This is a genomic window from Chryseobacterium luquanense (assembly GCF_026460945.1).
GTDB classification, from domain to species: domain Bacteria; phylum Bacteroidota; class Bacteroidia; order Flavobacteriales; family Weeksellaceae; genus Chryseobacterium; species Chryseobacterium luquanense.
On sequence record NZ_JAOVZV010000018.1, the window covers coordinates 116,215 to 134,577 of the forward strand.

Annotated in this window: 22 protein-coding genes and 1 tRNA gene; 17 read left to right on the forward strand and 6 right to left on the reverse strand. The window is 32.1% G+C overall.

Annotation, left to right across the window (positions count from 1 at the left end):
* Positions 1–2: 2 nt before the first annotated feature.
* The 10 genes from OEA66_RS16040 to OEA66_RS16085 all read left to right on the forward strand — a co-directional run bounded on the left by OEA66_RS16040 (position 3) and on the right by OEA66_RS16085 (position 5,862).
* The gene (locus OEA66_RS16040) at positions 3–569 is read left to right on the forward strand and encodes a hypothetical protein (protein WP_267282325.1); all 567 of its coding nucleotides are present in this window, start codon (positions 3–5) and stop codon (positions 567–569) included.
* 3 nt (positions 570–572) lie between these two features.
* Positions 573–863 (forward strand): winged helix-turn-helix domain-containing protein, encoded by a 291-nt coding sequence (locus OEA66_RS16045; protein WP_267282326.1) that lies wholly within the window; start codon positions 573–575, stop codon positions 861–863.
* Positions 864–928: 65 nt separating this feature from the next.
* Entirely contained in the window at positions 929–1,219 is a 291-nt protein-coding gene (locus OEA66_RS16050) for a hypothetical protein (protein ID WP_267282327.1), read from the forward strand.
* Positions 1,220–1,323: 104 nt separating this feature from the next.
* Entirely contained in the window at positions 1,324–2,163 is an 840-nt protein-coding gene (locus tag OEA66_RS16055; RefSeq protein ID WP_267282328.1) for a metallophosphoesterase, read from the forward strand.
* A gap of 3 nt (positions 2,164–2,166) precedes the next feature.
* A complete protein-coding gene (locus OEA66_RS16060; protein ID WP_267282329.1) occupies positions 2,167–2,538 on the forward strand; it encodes a hypothetical protein in 372 nt (123 codons plus the stop codon).
* 1 nt (position 2,539) lies between these two features.
* The gene (locus OEA66_RS16065; RefSeq protein ID WP_267282330.1) at positions 2,540–2,842 is read left to right on the forward strand and encodes a hypothetical protein; all 303 of its coding nucleotides are present in this window, start codon (positions 2,540–2,542) and stop codon (positions 2,840–2,842) included.
* Between the two features lie 35 nt (positions 2,843–2,877).
* Complete coding sequence (locus tag OEA66_RS16070; RefSeq protein ID WP_267282331.1) at positions 2,878–3,363, forward strand: Coq4 family protein; 486 nt, start codon at positions 2,878–2,880, stop codon at positions 3,361–3,363.
* Between the two features lie 16 nt (positions 3,364–3,379).
* The gene (locus OEA66_RS16075) at positions 3,380–4,756 is read left to right on the forward strand and encodes a DUF4153 domain-containing protein (RefSeq protein ID WP_267282332.1); all 1,377 of its coding nucleotides are present in this window, start codon (positions 3,380–3,382) and stop codon (positions 4,754–4,756) included.
* Between the two features lies 1 nt (position 4,757).
* Positions 4,758–5,285 (forward strand): hypothetical protein, encoded by a 528-nt coding sequence (locus tag OEA66_RS16080; protein ID WP_267282333.1) that lies wholly within the window; start codon positions 4,758–4,760, stop codon positions 5,283–5,285.
* A 61-nt stretch (positions 5,286–5,346) separates the two neighbouring features.
* Positions 5,347–5,862, forward strand: a complete 516-nt coding sequence (locus OEA66_RS16085) for a hypothetical protein (protein ID WP_267282334.1) — start codon at positions 5,347–5,349, stop codon at positions 5,860–5,862.
* A 73-nt stretch (positions 5,863–5,935) separates the two neighbouring features.
* Here OEA66_RS16085 and OEA66_RS16090 read toward each other — a convergent pair whose 3' ends face one another.
* The 3 genes from OEA66_RS16090 to OEA66_RS16100 form a co-directional block, all read right to left on the reverse strand.
* Positions 5,936–6,904, reverse strand: a complete 969-nt coding sequence (locus OEA66_RS16090) for a hypothetical protein (protein ID WP_267282335.1) — start codon at positions 6,902–6,904, stop codon at positions 5,936–5,938.
* Positions 6,905–7,118: 214 nt separating this feature from the next.
* Positions 7,119–7,568 carry a D-aminoacyl-tRNA deacylase gene (gene dtd, locus OEA66_RS16095; RefSeq protein WP_267282336.1) on the reverse strand — a complete coding sequence of 150 codons (450 nt, stop codon included), beginning with the start codon at positions 7,566–7,568 and terminating at the stop codon, positions 7,119–7,121.
* Positions 7,568–8,026, reverse strand: coding sequence for a hypothetical protein (locus OEA66_RS16100; RefSeq protein ID WP_267267201.1), 459 nt, complete (start codon positions 8,024–8,026; stop codon positions 7,568–7,570). Before OEA66_RS16100 ends, dtd begins: the two co-directional genes overlap by 1 nt.
* Positions 8,027–8,133: 107 nt before the next feature.
* Between OEA66_RS16100 and greA the strand changes: the two genes are divergently transcribed.
* From greA to OEA66_RS16135, 7 genes are all read left to right on the forward strand, one after another.
* Complete coding sequence (gene greA, locus OEA66_RS16105; protein ID WP_267282337.1) at positions 8,134–8,604, forward strand: transcription elongation factor GreA; 471 nt, start codon at positions 8,134–8,136, stop codon at positions 8,602–8,604.
* Between the two features lie 31 nt (positions 8,605–8,635).
* A complete protein-coding gene (locus OEA66_RS16110) occupies positions 8,636–9,025 on the forward strand; it encodes an HIT family protein (RefSeq protein WP_267282338.1) in 390 nt (129 codons plus the stop codon).
* Between the two features lie 66 nt (positions 9,026–9,091).
* The gene (clpX, locus tag OEA66_RS16115) at positions 9,092–10,279 is read left to right on the forward strand and encodes an ATP-dependent Clp protease ATP-binding subunit ClpX (RefSeq protein WP_267282339.1); all 1,188 of its coding nucleotides are present in this window, start codon (positions 9,092–9,094) and stop codon (positions 10,277–10,279) included.
* Between the two features lie 72 nt (positions 10,280–10,351).
* A complete protein-coding gene (locus OEA66_RS16120; protein ID WP_267282340.1) occupies positions 10,352–12,424 on the forward strand; it encodes a T9SS type A sorting domain-containing protein in 2,073 nt (690 codons plus the stop codon).
* Between the two features lie 10 nt (positions 12,425–12,434).
* Entirely contained in the window at positions 12,435–12,656 is a 222-nt protein-coding gene (locus tag OEA66_RS16125) for a signal peptidase (protein ID WP_267282341.1), read from the forward strand.
* A gap of 141 nt (positions 12,657–12,797) precedes the next feature.
* Positions 12,798–14,084, forward strand: a complete 1,287-nt coding sequence (locus OEA66_RS16130) for a peroxiredoxin family protein (RefSeq protein ID WP_267282342.1) — start codon at positions 12,798–12,800, stop codon at positions 14,082–14,084.
* A 44-nt stretch (positions 14,085–14,128) separates the two neighbouring features.
* Positions 14,129–14,202 (forward strand) — tRNA-Met (locus OEA66_RS16135).
* Between the two features lie 546 nt (positions 14,203–14,748).
* Here OEA66_RS16135 and OEA66_RS16140 read toward each other — a convergent pair.
* Genes OEA66_RS16140 through OEA66_RS16150 form a run of 3 tightly spaced genes read right to left on the reverse strand, consistent with a single transcriptional unit; the run spans position 14,749 to position 18,361 of the window.
* On the reverse strand, positions 14,749–15,825 hold the full coding sequence (locus tag OEA66_RS16140) for a DUF3810 domain-containing protein (RefSeq protein ID WP_267282343.1): 1,077 nt from the start codon (positions 15,823–15,825) through the stop codon (positions 14,749–14,751).
* On the reverse strand, positions 15,815–17,587 hold the full coding sequence (locus tag OEA66_RS16145; protein WP_267282344.1) for an MFS transporter: 1,773 nt from the start codon (positions 17,585–17,587) through the stop codon (positions 15,815–15,817). Before OEA66_RS16145 ends, OEA66_RS16140 begins: the two co-directional genes overlap by 11 nt.
* 48 nt (positions 17,588–17,635) lie before the next feature.
* Complete coding sequence (locus OEA66_RS16150; RefSeq protein WP_267282345.1) at positions 17,636–18,361, reverse strand: lysophospholipid acyltransferase family protein; 726 nt, start codon at positions 18,359–18,361, stop codon at positions 17,636–17,638.
* Between the last annotated feature and the right edge of the window lie 2 nt (positions 18,362–18,363).

Sequence of the window (18,363 nt, forward strand, 5' to 3'; positions counted from 1 at the left end):
TAATGAAAAGTTGGAAATCAATTTTGTTATTAATTTTGATAATCCTTGTTACTGTAAAGTACTTTGATTTAACAATAGAGTATCAAGACAATGATTTTATATTTGCCGGATTTATCATAGGATTTTATCTGTTATTGTTTCTAATTTTTGGAGCTATAGCTTTAAATATTGAATTTAAAAAATATAGGCTTTTAAAAGATTTAAAAGTTTTTAAGCTGACTACAATGTCGATCTTGATTGTTTTTGTTGCATTAGGAATGCATACGTATTTTGCAGTTAGAGATTCTTCTGATGTTATTTTAGAAGCACAACAAAATTTCGATTTGAATCATATTAAAATAGAACTTAGGGAAGATGAAACATATAAATTCACAAATGGCTCTGCGTTAGGAAACTCATATTCTCGTGGAAATTATATTAAAAATGATTCAATTATTACAATTGATACAGCTAACTCAGATAAATTATTAAAATCTGACCAATTAGCAATCAGAGGAAATCAAATATATATGATTGACTCAAAACATAGAATTGTAGATTCGATATTCTACTTTATATTAAATGATTAAGCAATGATTAACATTAGTCAACTCAATAAAGAATTTGAAAGCCGTGTAAGATTGGGCATTATGTCCGTTCTCATGGTTAACGATTGGGTTGATTTTTCTGAAATGAAAAGTTTGCTGGAAATTACCGACGGAAATCTTGCAAGTCATAGCAGCGCCCTTGAAAAGTCAAATTATATTGAAGTGAAAAAAGAATTTGTAGGTAAAAAACCGAAGACTTCTTATCGTGTAACTCAAAATGGAAGAACTGCTTTTACAGAACATTTGAATGCTCTCGAAAAATTAATAGGAAGATAAAGACTATATTTTTTTACAAATTAACTTTGAAATGCAAAGTACTTTATAAATTAAAATTAAATAAAATGATAACTCACAAACAAACAACATTAGCAATTTTTGCTGTTCCTGTACTTTTATTGGCAACAGCTTTTTTAGGAAATCTATTCGTAGATGGCTTCAACTGGTCTGGATCTGACTTTGTTGTAGCGGGAATTTTACTCTTCGGAACTGCAGGTTTGATGAACTTGGTAAGAACTGTAGTTAAAAATAGGAATTACAGAATCTTAATAAGTCTTGTGATTGTGGCACTTCTCATTTTGGTTTGGATGGAACTGGCTGTTGGAATTTTCGGAACTCCATTCGCAGGAAGTTAATATAGTTCAGATTAAATAATTCTCACGCAGATAAAGCTGATTTTTAAGATAATAATATTTCCAGAAATCTGCGAAACCTTATTTATTTCAAAAAAAAATTCAATATGACAAGGAAAAAATTTCTCAAAAGACTTTTGCAGCTTTCTGCAGTTGGAGCTTTACCTTTTCTTTATTCATGGCAGATTGAACCTTTTTGGGTGGAATTTGTACAAAGAAAACTTCCGATTAAAAATTTACCTGAACATTTAGAAGGAAAGATTTTAATGCAGGTTTCAGATTTACACGTCGGAAACAGATTCGACTGGAATTTCCTAATAGAATCTTTCGAAAAAGCCCAAGAATTTAAACCTGATTTTGTGGTTTATACGGGTGATTATGTCAATCATGGAACTTCCGAAGATCACAAAAATTTAGAAAAAGTAATTCAAAAAGGTATTTTCGGAACATTGGGAACATTTGGAATCATGGGAAATCACGATTACGGAAAAAACTGGAAAGATCTTGGTTCTTCAGAACAGATTTGTCACATTCTGGAAAACAACGGAGTCACTATGCTTAAAAATGATCAGACAGAATCTCACGGGTTAAATATTATCGGTTTTGATGATTTATGGTCTCCCAATTTTGATCCAATGAAAGTGATGAAAGATTATAATCCCGAAAAAGCCAATCTTGTGCTTTGTCACAATCCCGATGTTTGCGACAAAGATGTTTGGAACGGTTATCAAGGCTGGATTTTAAGCGGTCATACTCACGGCGGACAATGCAGAATTCCGGGAGTGATTACACCGATTCTTCCTGTCAATAATAGAAAATATGTTTCCGGAGAAATTGATTTAGAAGACGGAAGAATGTTGTATATCAACCGTGCTTTAGGTCATTCTTTTCAGGTACGTTTCATGGTGCGTCCGGAAATAACAGTGTTTACTTTAACTCAAGCTTAAATTATGAAAAAAGCATTAAGTATTTTAACCTTTGGATTATTGGTAATTATAATTTTTACTATGGATTATCCTTTAAAAGCGAAAACGCTATATGGTAAATATATAAATACGAATTATCAAAACTCTATTTGCTGTGTTGAAGCTCCGCACGAACCAGATACTCTGATTTTATTTAGCAACGGAATTTTTGAAAGCCGATTTTTTGGTAAAGGTCAATTTGAGGTTAGTAATGGAATCAGTCCTAGAATTGAATTTCATTATAAAAGTTATGAAGAGTCAGCCTCATATAATACTTATTTTTCAAATAAACTTTTTGAGAAACCAAAAATTATTTTGAATGCAGATATGAATCATGTTTACACTAAAATGAATTAAAATGATGAATAAGAAAACAATACTAAACATTGGAAAAACTTTCTTTTGGATATCATTCTTTCTCGGAAATATTTGTCTTTTCGGATATATGATTTCTAAAATTGATGTTTTCGCCGCTTCAGGATTTACTTTGTTGCAGTTCGGAATTCCAATTAACTTATTTGTAATTCTGGCTTTACTGATTTATGGTTTGTTCAGAAAGTTTCAATTAAAAGATTGTATGAAAGCATCATTAATTATATGTATAAATATTCCAATTGCAATTCTATATTTCTATCTGGGAATTTTTCTAATGGGTTTTTAATTCTAATTAATATTCAAAAATAAAATACATAAACTATGAAAAAACTACGCACTAAATTTATCATTTTCATGTACGAAAATTCTCAAAAACAGTACAGGAAATATTTCAAAAAGAAAAAAAGACAGTGGCAGTTCAATGAAGAGCAACTGTTGAGTTTTAAAGAAGATTCTCTCGGTCGAACTTTGGGAGAGTTTTATAAAAATCACGGTTTCAGAATGATTCCAAAGATGGAAAATCACGATGTTTATCATTTGATTACCGATTGCAGCACCAATATTCAGGATGAAATTGCAATGCAGTATCTTCTTTTCGGAAACGGCAAACGCAGCGCTTATCTCCTTGGTGTTCTTGCTTTGGGTACTATCGTTTTCCCTGAATATTTTAAAAATTATTTAAACGCTTTCAAAAAAGGTCAACAAATGAAAACGTTCCATCATTGGAATTTTGAAGAACTTTTATGGCAAAATTTCGACAGTCTAAAAGATTTTATCAAACAAAAAGAAAATCCGGTTTTCTATTAATCTCAACCTTAACCTCATGAAAACACATCACTATATATTTCTCAGCACCATCGCATTTATCATTTTATTTTATAATGAAAATGTAGGTTTAAATCTTGGTATTTTAGGCGTTTTGTACTCAGTTTTAACGCTTTTTAAAACCCCGGAAAAAAATCGCAGCAAAACTTTTCTTCTGCTTTTTGCAACAAGTATTTTGTCGAGCATTGCATTTGCCTGGTTCGGCGATATCAGTTCGTTTTTAGCAGTAACGATTTCGCTTTTGCTGCTTTCCTTCCGGTCAAAGAACCGAAGATTAAAAAGTCTTTTTTTAGTTCCTGTTTTTGTAGTAAGTCTTTTTACGTTTATCTGTCGCGTTTTCAGTTTTAATGAATGGTTTCCGAAAACAGAAAATTCAGGCTTCTGGAAAAAAATGGTTGCCTTTGTTTTAATTCCTTTCTTATTTGTTGCTGTATTTTTCGGAATTTATGCAACGGGAAGTGATCACTTTGCAAGCATATTCAATGATTTTGAACTGGATATTAATATTTGGCAAATTTTATGTCTTGGCATTTTAGGATTTTTTATAGCCTTTAATTTCTTCAACTTTGTAGTTGAAAAACAGATTTATCAGCAGAATCATATTTTAGATAATGAATTTAAAAATGGAAATAGAATCCAAAAGCAGACATTTTCTTTTCTAGATTTAGATTCAGAAAGAATGGGTGGTGTGATTTCCTTAGTTTGTTTAAATATATTGTTGATATTCTTCATCATAACTTATAATTACGAACAATTTTACGAAGCCATTAAAAGTCCGAATCAACTTTCTGAAGAAACCCATGAAAGAGTAAACGCTGTTATTATGTCAATTATAATGGCGATTCTGGTGATTATGTTTTATTTTAAATCAACTTTTAATTTCGATTCTAAAGCTGGCTTATTAAAAACAGTTGCTAAAATTTGGTTATTCCTGAATGCTGTTTTGATTTTTTCAGCAATTCTGAAAAACACAGAATATATTACCAATTATGGTTTTACTTACAAAAGACTTGGAGTTTATGCTTTCCTGCTTTTATCTTTAATTGGTTTAATTCTTACATTCATTAAAATTCAGTACAAAAAGAAAAATGCATTCCTTTTCAACTCAATGAGCTGGTTTTTTTATGGAATAGTTTTAGTATGCAGTTACATTAATTGGGGCGGAATTATCACTTCCCAAAACATGAAACGTCCTGATTTTGCAATCAATTATCATCTGAAATCAATTTGGTTCAGCGAAAAATATCTTTTAAAATATGCTGAAGAAAAGAAAGATTTAGAACTGAAAAAAGAAGTTTTAAAACAAATAAAAGCTGAAAAATCAACAACCGTTTTATCAAAAATTCTATATTATGAAACCATTCAATCTAAATAAAATGAAAAAAATATTTTTTGCTTCAATTTCTTTACTTGTAATTTCCTGTAAAAAAGAAGTTCCTGCAACTGATAAGAAAACTGACTCAATTATTGTTTCCGAACAGTCTGCAAATGCATCAAAAATTGATTCGCAAAATATAGAAATCAATAAAGATTCTTTGAGGAACACTAATATTGATCACAAAGATGAAGCAACTGAAGTGAAGAATGGAGAAATTATAAAAGTTGTTGATGGTGAAAAGCTTCCTTTATTAATTGATGAAAAGTTTACAGATAAAAATCAAAAACTCATTTTAAAAATTAGGAACTACGAAAAAACAGACTTGAAAGCTTCAGTTTTACCTAAAAATAATAACATGAATATCAGATTTAATCAGATAAAAACTCCAGACGGAAAATTTGATGGTCCTTTTGGGAGAGAAATATCCTACAAAATTACCAAAAATGGTGAAGTTTGGTTGATCATTGGTAAAAATTTAATGGCAGATGGAGAAATTGAAGGTGATTTTTCTGTGAGAGTGGAGTAGAATTGGTATAATTTGTGCAAATGTAACTTTCTAAAATTTAATCATCATTAAATAATCTATTATGAAAAATATATTTTCATTAGCAATAGTATCTTCCATGGCTTTGGTAAGTTGTGGAGCGGTACAGTCGATTGTACAAAATACATTTCCTTATACAACCAATGTTTTGGTCTCAACGGGAGTTCCTACGGATAAAGAAGTTTCTTCCACTGCAACGGCATCAAATGTGCAAACTTGGGTTGGTGGAAATAACAATGCTCAGATTAAAGATGTAAGAATTTCAGATGCTAAAATTTCTGTGGTTTCACCAACTGGCGGAAATTTAAGTGCTTTGAAATCGGTAAAGATTTATATCTCGTCAAACGGAACTAGCGAAAAGCTTGTTGCTTCAAGAACTTCCATCGATACGAATTCGTCAAGTTTAAATTTAGATTTAAATAATGATACGGGGTTTCTTGACAGTGTAGTAAAAAGTGCGGGTTTAAATGTACGAACGGTTTATGAACTTAAAAATCAAACAACTTCTGATATGAATCTTAAAGTAGCTCTAAATTTCAGCAGTGTGCCTCAGAGATAATACTTGCTAAAATAAAACATCAAAAGCTTTCTTAAATTTTAAGAAAGCTTTTTTTCATTATGATGAATTTGTGTTACCTGATTTTGTAGATAGATAATTCTGCAGTAGCGTCTGTTAATACGCTTAATCCTAATCCTCCTTCAAGGACTCCAAATCTGATTCTTTCCCCTGCATTAAATTGATATATATGACTTATTTGTCCTTGAGTTAAAGCTAAATTTGCTAAGGCTAGTGTTACATTCGGTAATAATGGCTGTAGAGGAATGGTGAGATTTCCTAAACTAATTCCTCCAAAGTAACGATAATCAATAGGTACTGCTGTTGCAGGTAGACCTCCTGCTGGAGATTTTGTAATGATAAGTCCTGGTCTATTAGCCCCCAGAACCTCAAGTCTCAAGCCTTGTCCTGTTCTGTAACTGTAGTCAATATGATATAAACCAGTTGATGGTACTGTGTAATAAGAATCTCCAGGAACAGTAGGACCTGTACTTAGATTTGTAGTAATATTGATAATTCCGGTGACATCTACGCTGATATCAATAGCTGGTAAAACTCCTGGAGCTGTAATATTAGTAGCAGTTGGAAGAGGAATAAGTTGTACTGTATTGCTTAATAAGTTTAAGTTAACTCCTAAAAGTGATAATCCTCTGTTTATTCTAGCAGCATATGCATCTCCTGTGCCTACAGGTGGAGAGTCAGTAGTAGGAAGTTTATACCAAAGACCAGTTCCACTACTATTTGCTGCAAATGCATCATACATAAATAATCCGGTGCTTAGTACTCCTATCGTTTTCGGTCCTGTAGTAGCGGCAGGTGAAGTTACATAGACAATCGCTCCATTTTGTGCAGCAGTATAGGCTGTTTCTTTTAATCTTAATGAATCTCCCGAAATTCTTGGCGGAATAATACCATCCGGAAAACTAAGTTCTGTTCTTTTCTGAACGTGCAATGTCGACTTGGGATTATTCGTGTTAATACCCACTTGTGCGTTAATAGTATAAATGCACATAAAAAGAAGTACAATAAGATAGCATTTTTTCATAGTCTGTTATTTTTATTTGGTTCTTAAAGGTAAACAAAAAAAATATTAACTATTTAAAAAAAAATCACTTTTTTTATAGATTGTGGTATTATTCCGTGTTTTTACGGATGTTATGCTACGGTTTTGTGGTATTTTGTTGAGTATTTTATAGATTTGTTCTATTGAGTAATGATAATTCATTAGATAAGGAAAATTATTGAACAGGTAGGGTCTCTTATATTTTTGTAATTGAATCTAATACAATGGTGACAGGCCCGTCATTTATTAATGATATTTTCATGTCTGTACCAAAAATGCCACTTTCTACCTTCAATTCTGACTTTAAGAGTTCTTCTTTAAAATATTCAAAAAGGGGAATTGCTTTATCGGGTTTTGCAGCTTTGATGAATGATGGTCTGTTGCCTTTTTTATAGTCTGCAATTAAGGTAAATTGGCTGATGCACAAAATTTCTCCCTTGATATCATTTATAGATAAATTTAGCTTGTCATTTTCATCGCCAAAAATTCTGAGATTTACTATTTTTTGAACTAACCAATCTGCATCAATTTTTTCATCATTTTCATCAATCCCTACCAAAAGCAAAAAGCCTGCATTGATTTCTCCAACAATTTTCCCGTCTGCTTTTACACTTGCCTCGGAAACCCTTTGTACAACAATTTTCATTAATTATATAAGCTTAAATTTTTAGTAGATGCATCATAATTCCAAAAATAAGTTTTTGGCGGAAGAGAAGAAACAGTGGTTGGTTGCCCGCTTAATAAAATCCATGTAGCATTATCTTTTGGGCAAACAATACTGATATTATCTTTTACTTCAAGAGTTGTATTGTTGTCTGGGCAAATATGGGGTGCATTTCTGTCGTAAACTTTAAATGTTGCAGGATTATCTCCTGTTCTCACGACGATTAAACCGCGTGTTCCGGCTTGTTGCTCATCAACGTATATCCAGCCTCCGACGAAGTTCAGATTGTTATATGCCGCAAGATTTAGATTTAAACTAACACTAATAGGCGATGTCGGAAAACAGCTTACCGTATCATCGCGGTTACTGCAAGAATTTATATTTAAAAAACTGATTGTCAGTAAGATGAAAATTGAAACGATTGAGAAAGTTTTTTTCATTTGAATATAAATTTTTATATATTTGTAAAACAATAACGATTAACCCGCAAAAACATTGTCCGACAAATGTCGGATAATTTTTTTATAATAAAACAAAATTTAAAATTATGGCAAGCTATGTAACAAAGGAAGGATTGGATAAGATGAAAGCCGAGCTTGAGCAATTGGAGAAAATAGAAAGACCAAAAATTACTCAACAGATTGCAGAAGCAAGAGATAAAGGCGATTTATCTGAAAATGCAGAATACGATGCCGCTAAAGAAGCACAGGGAATGTTGGAAATGAGAATTTCTAAACTTAAAGATGTAGTGACGACTTCTAAAGTAATTGATGAGACACAGTTGGATACTTCTAAAGTTTCAATACTTACAACAGTAAAGCTTCTAAATAACGATACTAAAAAAGAGCAGGTTTTCACTTTGGTTCCAGATAATGAGAGTGATTTGAAAACGGGTAGAATTTCTGTAAATACACCTATTGCAAAAGGTTTATTAGGAAAAGTAATTGGTGATCAAGCAGAGATTGTTCTTCCAAACGGAAATAAATTGTCATTTGAAGTTTTAGATATAACTTTGTAGACTTAAATTTAAATCTAATTTTTAGAGAAATATGAGCTCAATTTTCACGAAAATTATCAACGGAGAAATTCCTGTTTACAAAATTGCTGAAGATGACAACTTTGTCGCTTTTTTAGATGCAATGCCATTGGTAAAGGGACATACTTTGGTTATTCCGAAAAAAGAAGTCGATCTTATTTTTGACATGGAAAGCGAAGAATACAAAAATCTTTGGGCTTTTGCACAACAAGTGGCTAAAAAAGTAAAAAACGCAATTCCATGCATTAGAGTAGGAGTAGCCGTTGTAGGATTGGAAGTTCCTCACGCTCATATTCATCTTATTCCCTTAAATAAAGTAGAGGATATGAATTTTAAAAACGAAAGACTGAAGCTTTCTCCGGAAGAATATTCCGAAATTCAAAACTCAATCATTAATTCTTAACAAAATAATAAGATCGTAAAAAAGAAATTTTTTACGATTTTGTTTAATAATATATTAATAATCAAAATGAATTCAAACCAATGTTCTTTCTGTGGTAAGAAAAGAAATGAAGTACAAATGCTGATTTCGGGACAAAATGGCTTTATTTGTGAAAACTGTATCGAGCAGGCTCATACAATTGTAAAAGATACAGTGCATCCTGCAGGATTTTCGCCGGCAGAAAGTATTGATGAGCTTAAAAAACCTAAAGAGATAAAAGAATTTTTGAATTCTTATGTTATCGGACAGGATCAGGCGAAAAAGCAACTTTCGATTGCTGTCTATAATCATTATAAAAGATTGCTTCACGCAAAAGATGAAAATCGAGAAGTAGAGCTTGAGAAGTCTAATATCATTATGATTGGTGAAACCGGAACGGGGAAAACGCTTTTGGCTAAAACAATCGCTAAAGAATTGAATGTTCCTTTCTGTATTGTTGATGCAACGATTTTAACGGAAGCGGGTTATGTAGGTGAAGATGTGGAAAGTATTTTGTCTAGACTTTTAATGGTTGCTGATTACGACGTTGAAAAAGCAGAAAAAGGAATTGTCTTTATTGATGAGATTGATAAAATTGCAAGAAAATCAGATAATCCGAGTATTACAAGAGATGTTTCTGGGGAAGGAGTTCAGCAAGGTTTGTTGAAACTCTTGGAAGGAAGTATTGTAAATGTTCCTCCTCAAGGAGGAAGGAAACATCCTGATCAGAAATATATACAAGTAAATACTCAAAATATTTTATTTATCGCAGGTGGAGCTTTTGATGGTATTAAAGAAATTATCGAAAGAAGAATAAATAAGCAGGCAATAGGTTTTAGCTCTGAAAAAATCAATAAAGTGGAGGAGGATGAGTATGTATTAACAAATATTAATGCAATTGATCTTCGTTCTTTTGGATTAATTCCCGAACTTTTGGGAAGATTTCCAATCATCACATATCTCGAGAAACTCACAAAAGAAACCATGATTAGAATTATGAAAGAGCCTAAAAACTCAATCATCAATCAATTTGTAGAGCTTTTTAAAATGGACGGTACCAAATTGGTATTTACTGATGAGGCGATTGAGATTATCGTAGATGAAACTATGGAAAAAGGTTTAGGAGCCAGAGGTTTACGTGGTACTACTGAAAAAGTATTGGAAGATTATATGTTTACAGTAGGAGAACACGACGAAATTGTTTTGACAAAAGATAATATTTTGATTAATAAGTAATTTTAACTTTTTTCTTAGAAAAAAATTCTATCTTTGCACAGAATATTGTACTAACACAAAAACTGAGATACAATGAAAAAAAATTTATTAACGTTAGGGATTTTAGCGACGAGTCTATCTGTTCAGGCGCAGATACTACTTCATGTAGATGATACCGCTAGAATGTATGTAAGTAATGGAACTCTTGTTTATAACGGAGGAGGATTACAAACAAAAGGAGATGGTCGAATTGATTTATATGGCAATTTAATGATCAGAAAGACTCCAAGTTCTTCAGAAGTAATTAAAACTATTACCAGTGATCCCACACCTGTTGACAAATCCAGTGGTAATAATATTGTTCTGAAACTTAATTCTGGTACTCCTGCGACGGCTACTTACGGTCAGTTGTACATTACTGGTTTTGCTCAGGGCGATATTACCGCAATTGTAGACAAAGAATATGCTAACACTAAGCATGGGGCGTATCAACAAATTGGTATTCCGTTTTTTAATAAAACGTTTGCTTCTTTTAGTAATGAATTAGCTGGAGGTTTAGCAGGAGTTAATGCTTTTAATGAGACACGTTGGGCAGGTAGAGAAATCTTAAAATGGGATAATGCTACAATGAGATTTGACGGCTCAAGTATACCATCTGTACCTATCACGGGAATGAGTCCCGGATTGGCTATGGCCTTTATATCTAATCCTTCATTAGCTACTACTTCTCTTACAACATCTTCAACATCAGCCGAGCGTACTGCTTACTACACAGTTGGAACTGGTGGTACTAGTGGAACTGGTTATGATGCTTCCGTTCAAAGAACGGTTAAAGGTCGACCATATGCAGATGATGCAACAACTTCAGTTACTTTGCAACCCGCTGCAACTCCTGTAGTTTTTGGTGTTGCAGGAAATAATAGAAATGTTTATCAGGAAACATACAATAGTTATATTGGAGATCCTTTTAATGGTCTTGGTTTTTATGCGGCCTCATTTGCCAGAAATTTATATCAATTCTCAAATCCATATCTAACGAATCTAGATTTGACATTTATAGGTTATCCAGAATCTGGTACAGTAAATGATCTTAATAATATCTCGAATATTTTGGGTGTTGCTGTTGATCCACAGGGTGTTACTTATAACTATAGCACAGGTGGTACTTCCCAATATCTTGAATCGCAGAAAGTTACATTTGATCCAGGATCAAAAAAGCCTACTGGCAACTTTAATACTTTAATTATTAAGCCTTTAAACACATTTAAGGTTAAACTTAGAGATAATACATCCCAAACTTTAACATTTGGTAATCTTAGAAGATTTGCTTATACACCAAGAGTTGAAGATACTGCACTGAATCCTAATCCTTATTCAGTAACCGCTCAGAAAAATGTTTCTACTAATAGTGGAATAAAGCAACTCGGTGTACTTGCTCTGGATGCAAACGGAAATCAGATTGGCGAAACTTATTATGTTGTAGCTCCTCAGTTTACAACAGGATACGTAGTTGACCCAAGTATAAGCTCAGTTCAAGCTGTTACTTCTACTACAAACGCAACTATTCAAACATTTGAAGAAGCTGTGAATGGAGGTATTGATCCTAATTATTCTTCTACATACAGATTGTATATTAACGAAGCAAATGAAACCAACTATCTTGGAAAAAGAATCGATATGAGTATTTTTGGTAATAACGTTGCTTCACTGAAATTTGAATTGAGAGATGATACGGTTTTAGTTCCTACAGCTACTCATATACTATCTAGTGGAACCGGATTTTATTATAATGTTGGTACTACAGGACAGGCTGTTCAGATTAAGCAAGGAGATGTAATCCCTGCAAATAGTTCAAATTTTGGGTTGTACTATGGTACACCTCAAACAAATGGAAGTTTAAATACAGTTGATGAAAATATTAAATCTAGAACACTAATTACTTATAATCCGGATATTGACCACCACATTGTTCGCTTTGATTCTAGTTGGAAAACAGCTTCAATTGAAGTGTTTGATGGAAGTGGAAAGTTGGTAATTTCTGAAAAATCAGTAAAAACAAATTCTGATTATGTTATTAAATTAGATTCAACAATTAAAGGGCTTTACATTGTAAGAGTAGTTGGTAATGAGGGTTCAATTGTTAATGGCAAAATATTAATTAAATAACACACAAATTATGAAGTTTATTATTAAAAAAGTATTTCCTATTTTGCTTATTATAGCCTTTGGGTTAATAAATGCTCAAAATACACCAGGATCAGGTCCCTGCGGATTCGGAAGTTTCCCTCCTTGTGCACCAGCAGCTTCCCCCATTGATATGTATGTTTATATATTAGCAATTATCGCAATAATTACAATTGCCTTTTTTGCTAAGAAATACAAAACTCAAAAAATATAAAAATTATATTAAAATATTTGAAACTCTCTGATTAGTCGGGGAGTTTTTTTATTTTTACATGATAAATCGCTGTAAATGCCAAATTTGGGTTTTGTGAATATAATGCGATCATTACTATTAAAAAAGATTTAATATCTACTTATGAAAAAGATATTTGTACTATCATCAATGTTGTGCGCATTTTCCTTACAGGCGCAATTTTCAATTAATATTCAAACAGATCCGGGATTTAACGAGCAGGAAGCAATTTTATATACTTTAAATGGTTCAAAAGATATTATTGTTACTAAAGAAAAAAATAAAAATAATGTTTGGACTTTCAAATATCCTAAAAACTATTCCGGGATGATGAAAGTGTATTTTCCGACAACCAATAATTCAGTGAGTTTTATTTCTGAAAATAAAAATATCAGCATTAAACTTGAAACGAAAGCCAATAAGATTCAGAACGTAATTTATCAGGATGAGGCTAATGAAGTGATGAGTGGTATTCAGGAAGGTTCTCAAAAAAAGGAATTAATTCTACCTGCATTGGCTCAGATTAAAGAATATTATAAAGACAATACAGAATTCGGAAAAGCTTTGATTGCTGAGATAGGAAAATTATCTGGCACAACAAATGGAGTTGACCAGGCCAAACATCCGTTTGTGTACTATTATAATACAAATTACAATAAGTTCTTGTCTAATGATCCGGCGAAGAAGGTAACAAAAGAAGAGATTGTTAATTTCATCGATAAATCAAACGATATGCTTGAAAGTTCGTCTCTATTAAGACCAATCCTTGTTTCTTACTTGAATGTTGGTGGAAATACAAATGTAGCTGCTTCAGTTGATACTTTAATCAATAAACTGAATGTAGAAACACCAAGAGGACAAACTGTTTTGTCTGAGCTGATTGATATTTTTGATGTATATGATATGAGTGAATTTAAAACTAAATATCTTGCGCTTGCAAAAGATTTAAAGTGCACAATAAACGACCGTCTTGCATCAACAATTAAATCTAATACAGATACCGATTTAGGAGCTGTTTTTCCGGCGTATAAATTCAATTCTGCGGTAAACACTAATGCGAAGTCAATTGCTGATGTAAAAGCTGATAAAAAAGTAATTGTTTTCTGGTCTTCAACTTGTTCTCACTGCGAAAACGAATTACCACAACTTTTAGCTAAATACAATGATTTAAAAACTAAGAATGTTCAAGTAATCGGCTTGTCTTTGGATACTGACAAAAGCGCATATACCACAAAAATTGCTGCATTTCCATGGATTAATGATTCAGAATTGAAAGGTTGGAACAGTTCTTTTGCTGAACTTTATAATATTCATGCAACTCCTACATATTTTATTTTGGATGCTAACAACAAGATAATCAGCAAACCCAATCATGTTGGTGATGTTTTGGAATATTTAAATGTAAAATAATTTTGGAGGTAAATAAATATTTTCTATATTTGCACCACCAAAAAGGCGAGGTAGCTCAGTTGGTTAGAGCGCAGGATTCATAACCCTGAGGTCACGGGTTCAATTCCCGTCTTCGCTACAATTTTAAACCACAGATTCATTCTGTGGTTTTTTATTTCTAAATATTTGAGTTTAATTTTAGATAACTCAAATTCGAATTCTGATTTTTTAATCATTTAATTTTCACTTAAATCTCTTTTCTTACTATTAAATGTTTCACTTAGAAGCATATTGTAATTTTAAACTCAAAAAATGGTGTTTCGAAAAGATAATTCACTATTCGAATAGGAATTTTTTTATTAAAAAAGGTTAAATTTTTCAATCTCAACCTATAGCTCTTGTTTTTAAATAATATTTTATTGTTTAAACCTATAATTTATAATTCAACTTCTATAAATGGTATTTAGCGAATAATTGTAAATCTATATTTAGAGATAAATGAAAATTATAAAAGTTTCAAATCATAAAATTTTCATAAAATTTGCATAAAAAATGCTGCGATATTTTGAAGTTTAAAAAAATGTTGTACTTTTACAGTGCCTTGAATGAGGGAACAAGTCAAGGTAATAAATTTTTTTTCATCATTTGTGTTTTTAGAATCGTATCGCCTGATACGGTTCTTTTTTTATTTAAACTTAGGATTTTTGATACTTTTATAACGTACTAAAAGATCAATGAAGTATGAATAAGTGATCGAACCTTCCTGTTGATTGCTTTTCAAAAATAGATTATTGGTAAACCCGAAAAAGTCATCAACGTAACCTTGATGTTCTGTCACGAATTTCTTTTCATTCAATCTGTCGCTTTTCATTTCTTCAGAATAATTTTCCAAAGCGGTTTTTACAAACTTTTCATCTTCATAAACAATTGAATTTAATAAGCTTTTTAAAGTGAAATATTCTGTGCTGTATTTCAATTCCAAATTCTTAGAATCAACACCAATTAAGTATCCAATAAAATTAGCTTCCTGTTCGCGAGCGAAACCCAATTGATGTGAACTTTCATGAGCTAAAGTAAATGGTAAATATGAAGACGGTAATTCAGCGTTAAATTGAGCTTCTGCCGTGAAAGGATTGTAGTATCCTAGAATTCCTGTAAAACTCATTATATTCTTAAATAAACTCGGTTTAAAAGAATTAATATTGCTGCTTTGTTTATTGGTAATTAATATTGGAAGTTTTTTTTGTTGACTGAGAATTTCATTTTGAATAGATTTTAAATTTTTAATAATGAAAACTCCATTTTTATCTTCTTGTACCAATTTTCTCGTTGATTTTGCCTTTGCTAGGTATTCTAGAGCCAAAGTTTTTCTTTTTTCGAGTGTAATGTCAATCTTTGGAAGCTTTGTGATAATGGGTGTCTGAAAGTAAAGCATTCCCCAAAATATCTGATAGATGAAATAAGAGATATTTAAAACAACTAATATTCTGAGTAATGCGCTGCTTCGGTTTTTCTTTTTCAAAAGTTTAAAAGTTAAATAGACCAATAAAATTCCTAACAGAACGTAAAATAAATCTCCTAATGAAAAAGGAATCCATGCAAATAATAACTGATGAACTTTCTTTTGGAGTTCAAATAAAGTTTCAAAAAAAGAAACAGTAAATTTTAGTTTTGAAAATGTATAAAACAAAAGAAATTGGGCAAGTAAAATACCTGCCCAAAATCTCTTTTTTTTGTATGTTTTTGTAGTATTAATGTGCACCTTCTGATTCTAAAACGTCAACATCAATTCCTTGTTTGCTTAAGGTCTTCTTTGCAAGATATGCAAATAAAGTAATGTAAGCAAAGCACAATACAGGAATTATATATGAACTATGGATTCCGATAATATCAGAGAGTTTCCCTTGAAGTGGAGGGATGATTCCACCCCCCAAAATCATCATTACCAAAAATGCAGATCCTTGCGCAGTATATTTTCCTAATCCTGTAATTGCCAAAGTGAAAATTGACGGCCACATTATACTACATGCAAGACCTCCTGAAAGAAATGCATAAATAGCAACATTTCCTGTTGAAACAAGACCTACAATCATAGCAATCACTCCAAACAATCCGAATATAATAAGAGTAAGGGCAGGTTTGTTTTTACTCACTAAAAATAAAATCACCTGAATAACGATACAAATTGCATAAAAATACAGGTTAGACATATCTTTCTGTGCGATTACATTGATTCCGATAATCACTAAAAAAGCAACAAACGGAACTATAATGGTGGCAATCATCTGCTGTTGTTTATTGAGATTGAAAACTGTGATAGCTCCAGTCCATCTTCCAATCATTAAACTTCCCCAATACATAGAAATATATGGTGCTAAATCCGAAGATTGGTGCCCTCCAAATTCCGGCAGGCTCAAAAGCTCACCCAGATTACTACCGATAGCAACTTCTACTCCTACATAAGAAAGAATGGCAAGCATTCCCAAAACAAGCTGTGGATATTTCATAGCTCCCCATCCTTCAGGATTTTTCTTAGAGCTTGTATTTGCATAAACAAGACATAAGACTACTGCTAATAAAGCACCTCCTAAATAATACATTCTGGTTTTTTCTAAAGGATGTTTTACTTCCTGTAACTCAGATTTTTTAGCGTCAATATTTTTTTGAATGTTTTCTTTTGTCATAACATTCGTTTCAGATTTTTTGCTGTTTTCTAAAACGGTTATTTCTTTGTTGAAAACTTCAATCTTTTTAGCTGCATCAGAGGTGTAACTTGCAAATACAGGAATAAAGCAAAGAATTACCAAAATGGTCATTATAATCAGATTCTTTCTTGCTTTTCCAGCTTTTTCCATTGGTTCTGTAGAAATTCCGGCAGGTAACTTTTTAGAAAAATGAAAAATTCCTGCAGCAATTAAAAATAGTGCTCCAACAGCGGTATAAAGTAAAATTACTTTATCTAAAGCTAAATGTTTAATCTGGTCATCATCTACAGTTGCGGTAGTTCCGAAAAGAGCTAGACCTACAATGATTGGTCCGATGGAAGTACCGAAAGAGTTGACTCCTCCTGCAAGATTCTGTCGGCTGGTTCCTGTTCTGGGATCTCCTAATAATACAGCAAAAGGGTTTGCGGCAGTCTGTTGAATGGAAAACCCAAGGGCTACAACAAATAATCCAATCAACATTCCATAATATACATTGCTTTTTACAGCAATAATCATAATTGCGGCTCCAATTGCAGAGAGTAGCAGACCGTAGACAATACTTTTTTTGTATCCCCATTTTCCGATGATATCAATCCCCTTAATGGTGCTGAATATGAAAAGCAATAAAGCACCCAAGAAATAGGCAGTATAAAATGCAAAATCGATAAGCTGTGATTGAAATTGATCTAGTGAAAAATAATTTTTACAGAACGGAATGAAAATGCTGTTCCCGGCTGCAATAAATCCCCAAAAGAAAAACACTAAAATAAGTGTATACAGTGCAGGGTAATTGGTTGGTTGAGTAGTTGTTTTTGACATATTTGTTAAAAATAAATTCGTAATAACAAATATATATTATTTCTTCGATTAACTATGTTCTGCCAATGTTTTTTTTATTGTCTCAAAAGCTGACAATTTTAAATCTTTCGGAGAGTCTGTCGGTTCTAGAATATCGTTGAAAAAAACCTTTACTTTTCCGGGATAACCTTTAGAATTATCAAAGGGAAACATTTCCTTTAAACCTATAAAAGTGAAAACCGCAATAGGAGAGTTGTGTTTTGATGAAAGTGTAAATGCGCCGTCTTTAAATTCATCCAAAACAATAGAAGTATCATTCGGAACTCCGCCTTCCGGAAAAAGTACAATACTGTTGCCTTCTTCCATTTTTTCAGCGCATCTTCTATACACATCGGCGCGACTTCTCGCACTTTTTCGGTCTACCATCACACATATTCTTTTATAAACCGTTCCAAAAATTGGGATTTTCACCAATTCTTTTTTTCCGACATAACAAAGAGGATGATTTGGAAATAAAATACACGGCAGCATAATATCCATAATCGAAGTGTGATTGGAAATCACAACATACTGTCTGTTTTTATCGATTTTTTTGTCGGTGAGATTAATGAGTTCGTATCGCAAACCCATTCCGAAAAACATTCCATAACACCAGATTCTGATGAGTTTATAAGCGTATCTGTAATTTTTTTTGTTGAAAGACAAAATGTAAACAGGTATTCCCAAAACAATTGTAAGAACAAATGCTAAAATGAAAAGCCAGAATCTCCAGAGGTAATTTAAAATTGTAGTCACAA

Coding starts and splice junctions, on each gene's coding strand:
- OEA66_RS16040 (WP_267282325.1), top strand. CDS start 3: ATGAAAAGTTGGAAATCAATTTTGTTATTAATTTTGATAATCCTTGTT.
- OEA66_RS16045 (WP_267282326.1), top strand. CDS start 573: ATGATTAACATTAGTCAACTCAATAAAGAATTTGAAAGCCGTGTAAGA.
- OEA66_RS16050 (WP_267282327.1), top strand. CDS start 929: ATGATAACTCACAAACAAACAACATTAGCAATTTTTGCTGTTCCTGTA.
- OEA66_RS16055 (WP_267282328.1), top strand. CDS start 1,324: ATGACAAGGAAAAAATTTCTCAAAAGACTTTTGCAGCTTTCTGCAGTT.
- OEA66_RS16060 (WP_267282329.1), top strand. CDS start 2,167: ATGAAAAAAGCATTAAGTATTTTAACCTTTGGATTATTGGTAATTATA.
- OEA66_RS16065 (WP_267282330.1), top strand. CDS start 2,540: ATGATGAATAAGAAAACAATACTAAACATTGGAAAAACTTTCTTTTGG.
- OEA66_RS16070 (WP_267282331.1), top strand. CDS start 2,878: ATGAAAAAACTACGCACTAAATTTATCATTTTCATGTACGAAAATTCT.
- OEA66_RS16075 (WP_267282332.1), top strand. CDS start 3,380: ATGAAAACACATCACTATATATTTCTCAGCACCATCGCATTTATCATT.
- OEA66_RS16080 (WP_267282333.1), top strand. CDS start 4,758: ATGAAAAAAATATTTTTTGCTTCAATTTCTTTACTTGTAATTTCCTGT.
- OEA66_RS16085 (WP_267282334.1), top strand. CDS start 5,347: ATGAAAAATATATTTTCATTAGCAATAGTATCTTCCATGGCTTTGGTA.
- OEA66_RS16090 (WP_267282335.1), bottom strand. CDS start 6,904: ATGAAAAAATGCTATCTTATTGTACTTCTTTTTATGTGCATTTATACT.
- dtd (WP_267282336.1), bottom strand. CDS start 7,568: ATGAAAATTGTTGTACAAAGGGTTTCCGAGGCAAGTGTAAAAGCAGAC.
- OEA66_RS16100 (WP_267267201.1), bottom strand. CDS start 8,026: ATGAAAAAAACTTTCTCAATCGTTTCAATTTTCATCTTACTGACAATC.
- greA (WP_267282337.1), top strand. CDS start 8,134: ATGGCAAGCTATGTAACAAAGGAAGGATTGGATAAGATGAAAGCCGAG.
- OEA66_RS16110 (WP_267282338.1), top strand. CDS start 8,636: ATGAGCTCAATTTTCACGAAAATTATCAACGGAGAAATTCCTGTTTAC.
- clpX (WP_267282339.1), top strand. CDS start 9,092: ATGAATTCAAACCAATGTTCTTTCTGTGGTAAGAAAAGAAATGAAGTA.
- OEA66_RS16120 (WP_267282340.1), top strand. CDS start 10,352: ATGAAAAAAAATTTATTAACGTTAGGGATTTTAGCGACGAGTCTATCT.
- OEA66_RS16125 (WP_267282341.1), top strand. CDS start 12,435: ATGAAGTTTATTATTAAAAAAGTATTTCCTATTTTGCTTATTATAGCC.
- OEA66_RS16130 (WP_267282342.1), top strand. CDS start 12,798: ATGAAAAAGATATTTGTACTATCATCAATGTTGTGCGCATTTTCCTTA.
- OEA66_RS16145 (WP_267282344.1), bottom strand. CDS start 17,587: ATGTCAAAAACAACTACTCAACCAACCAATTACCCTGCACTGTATACA.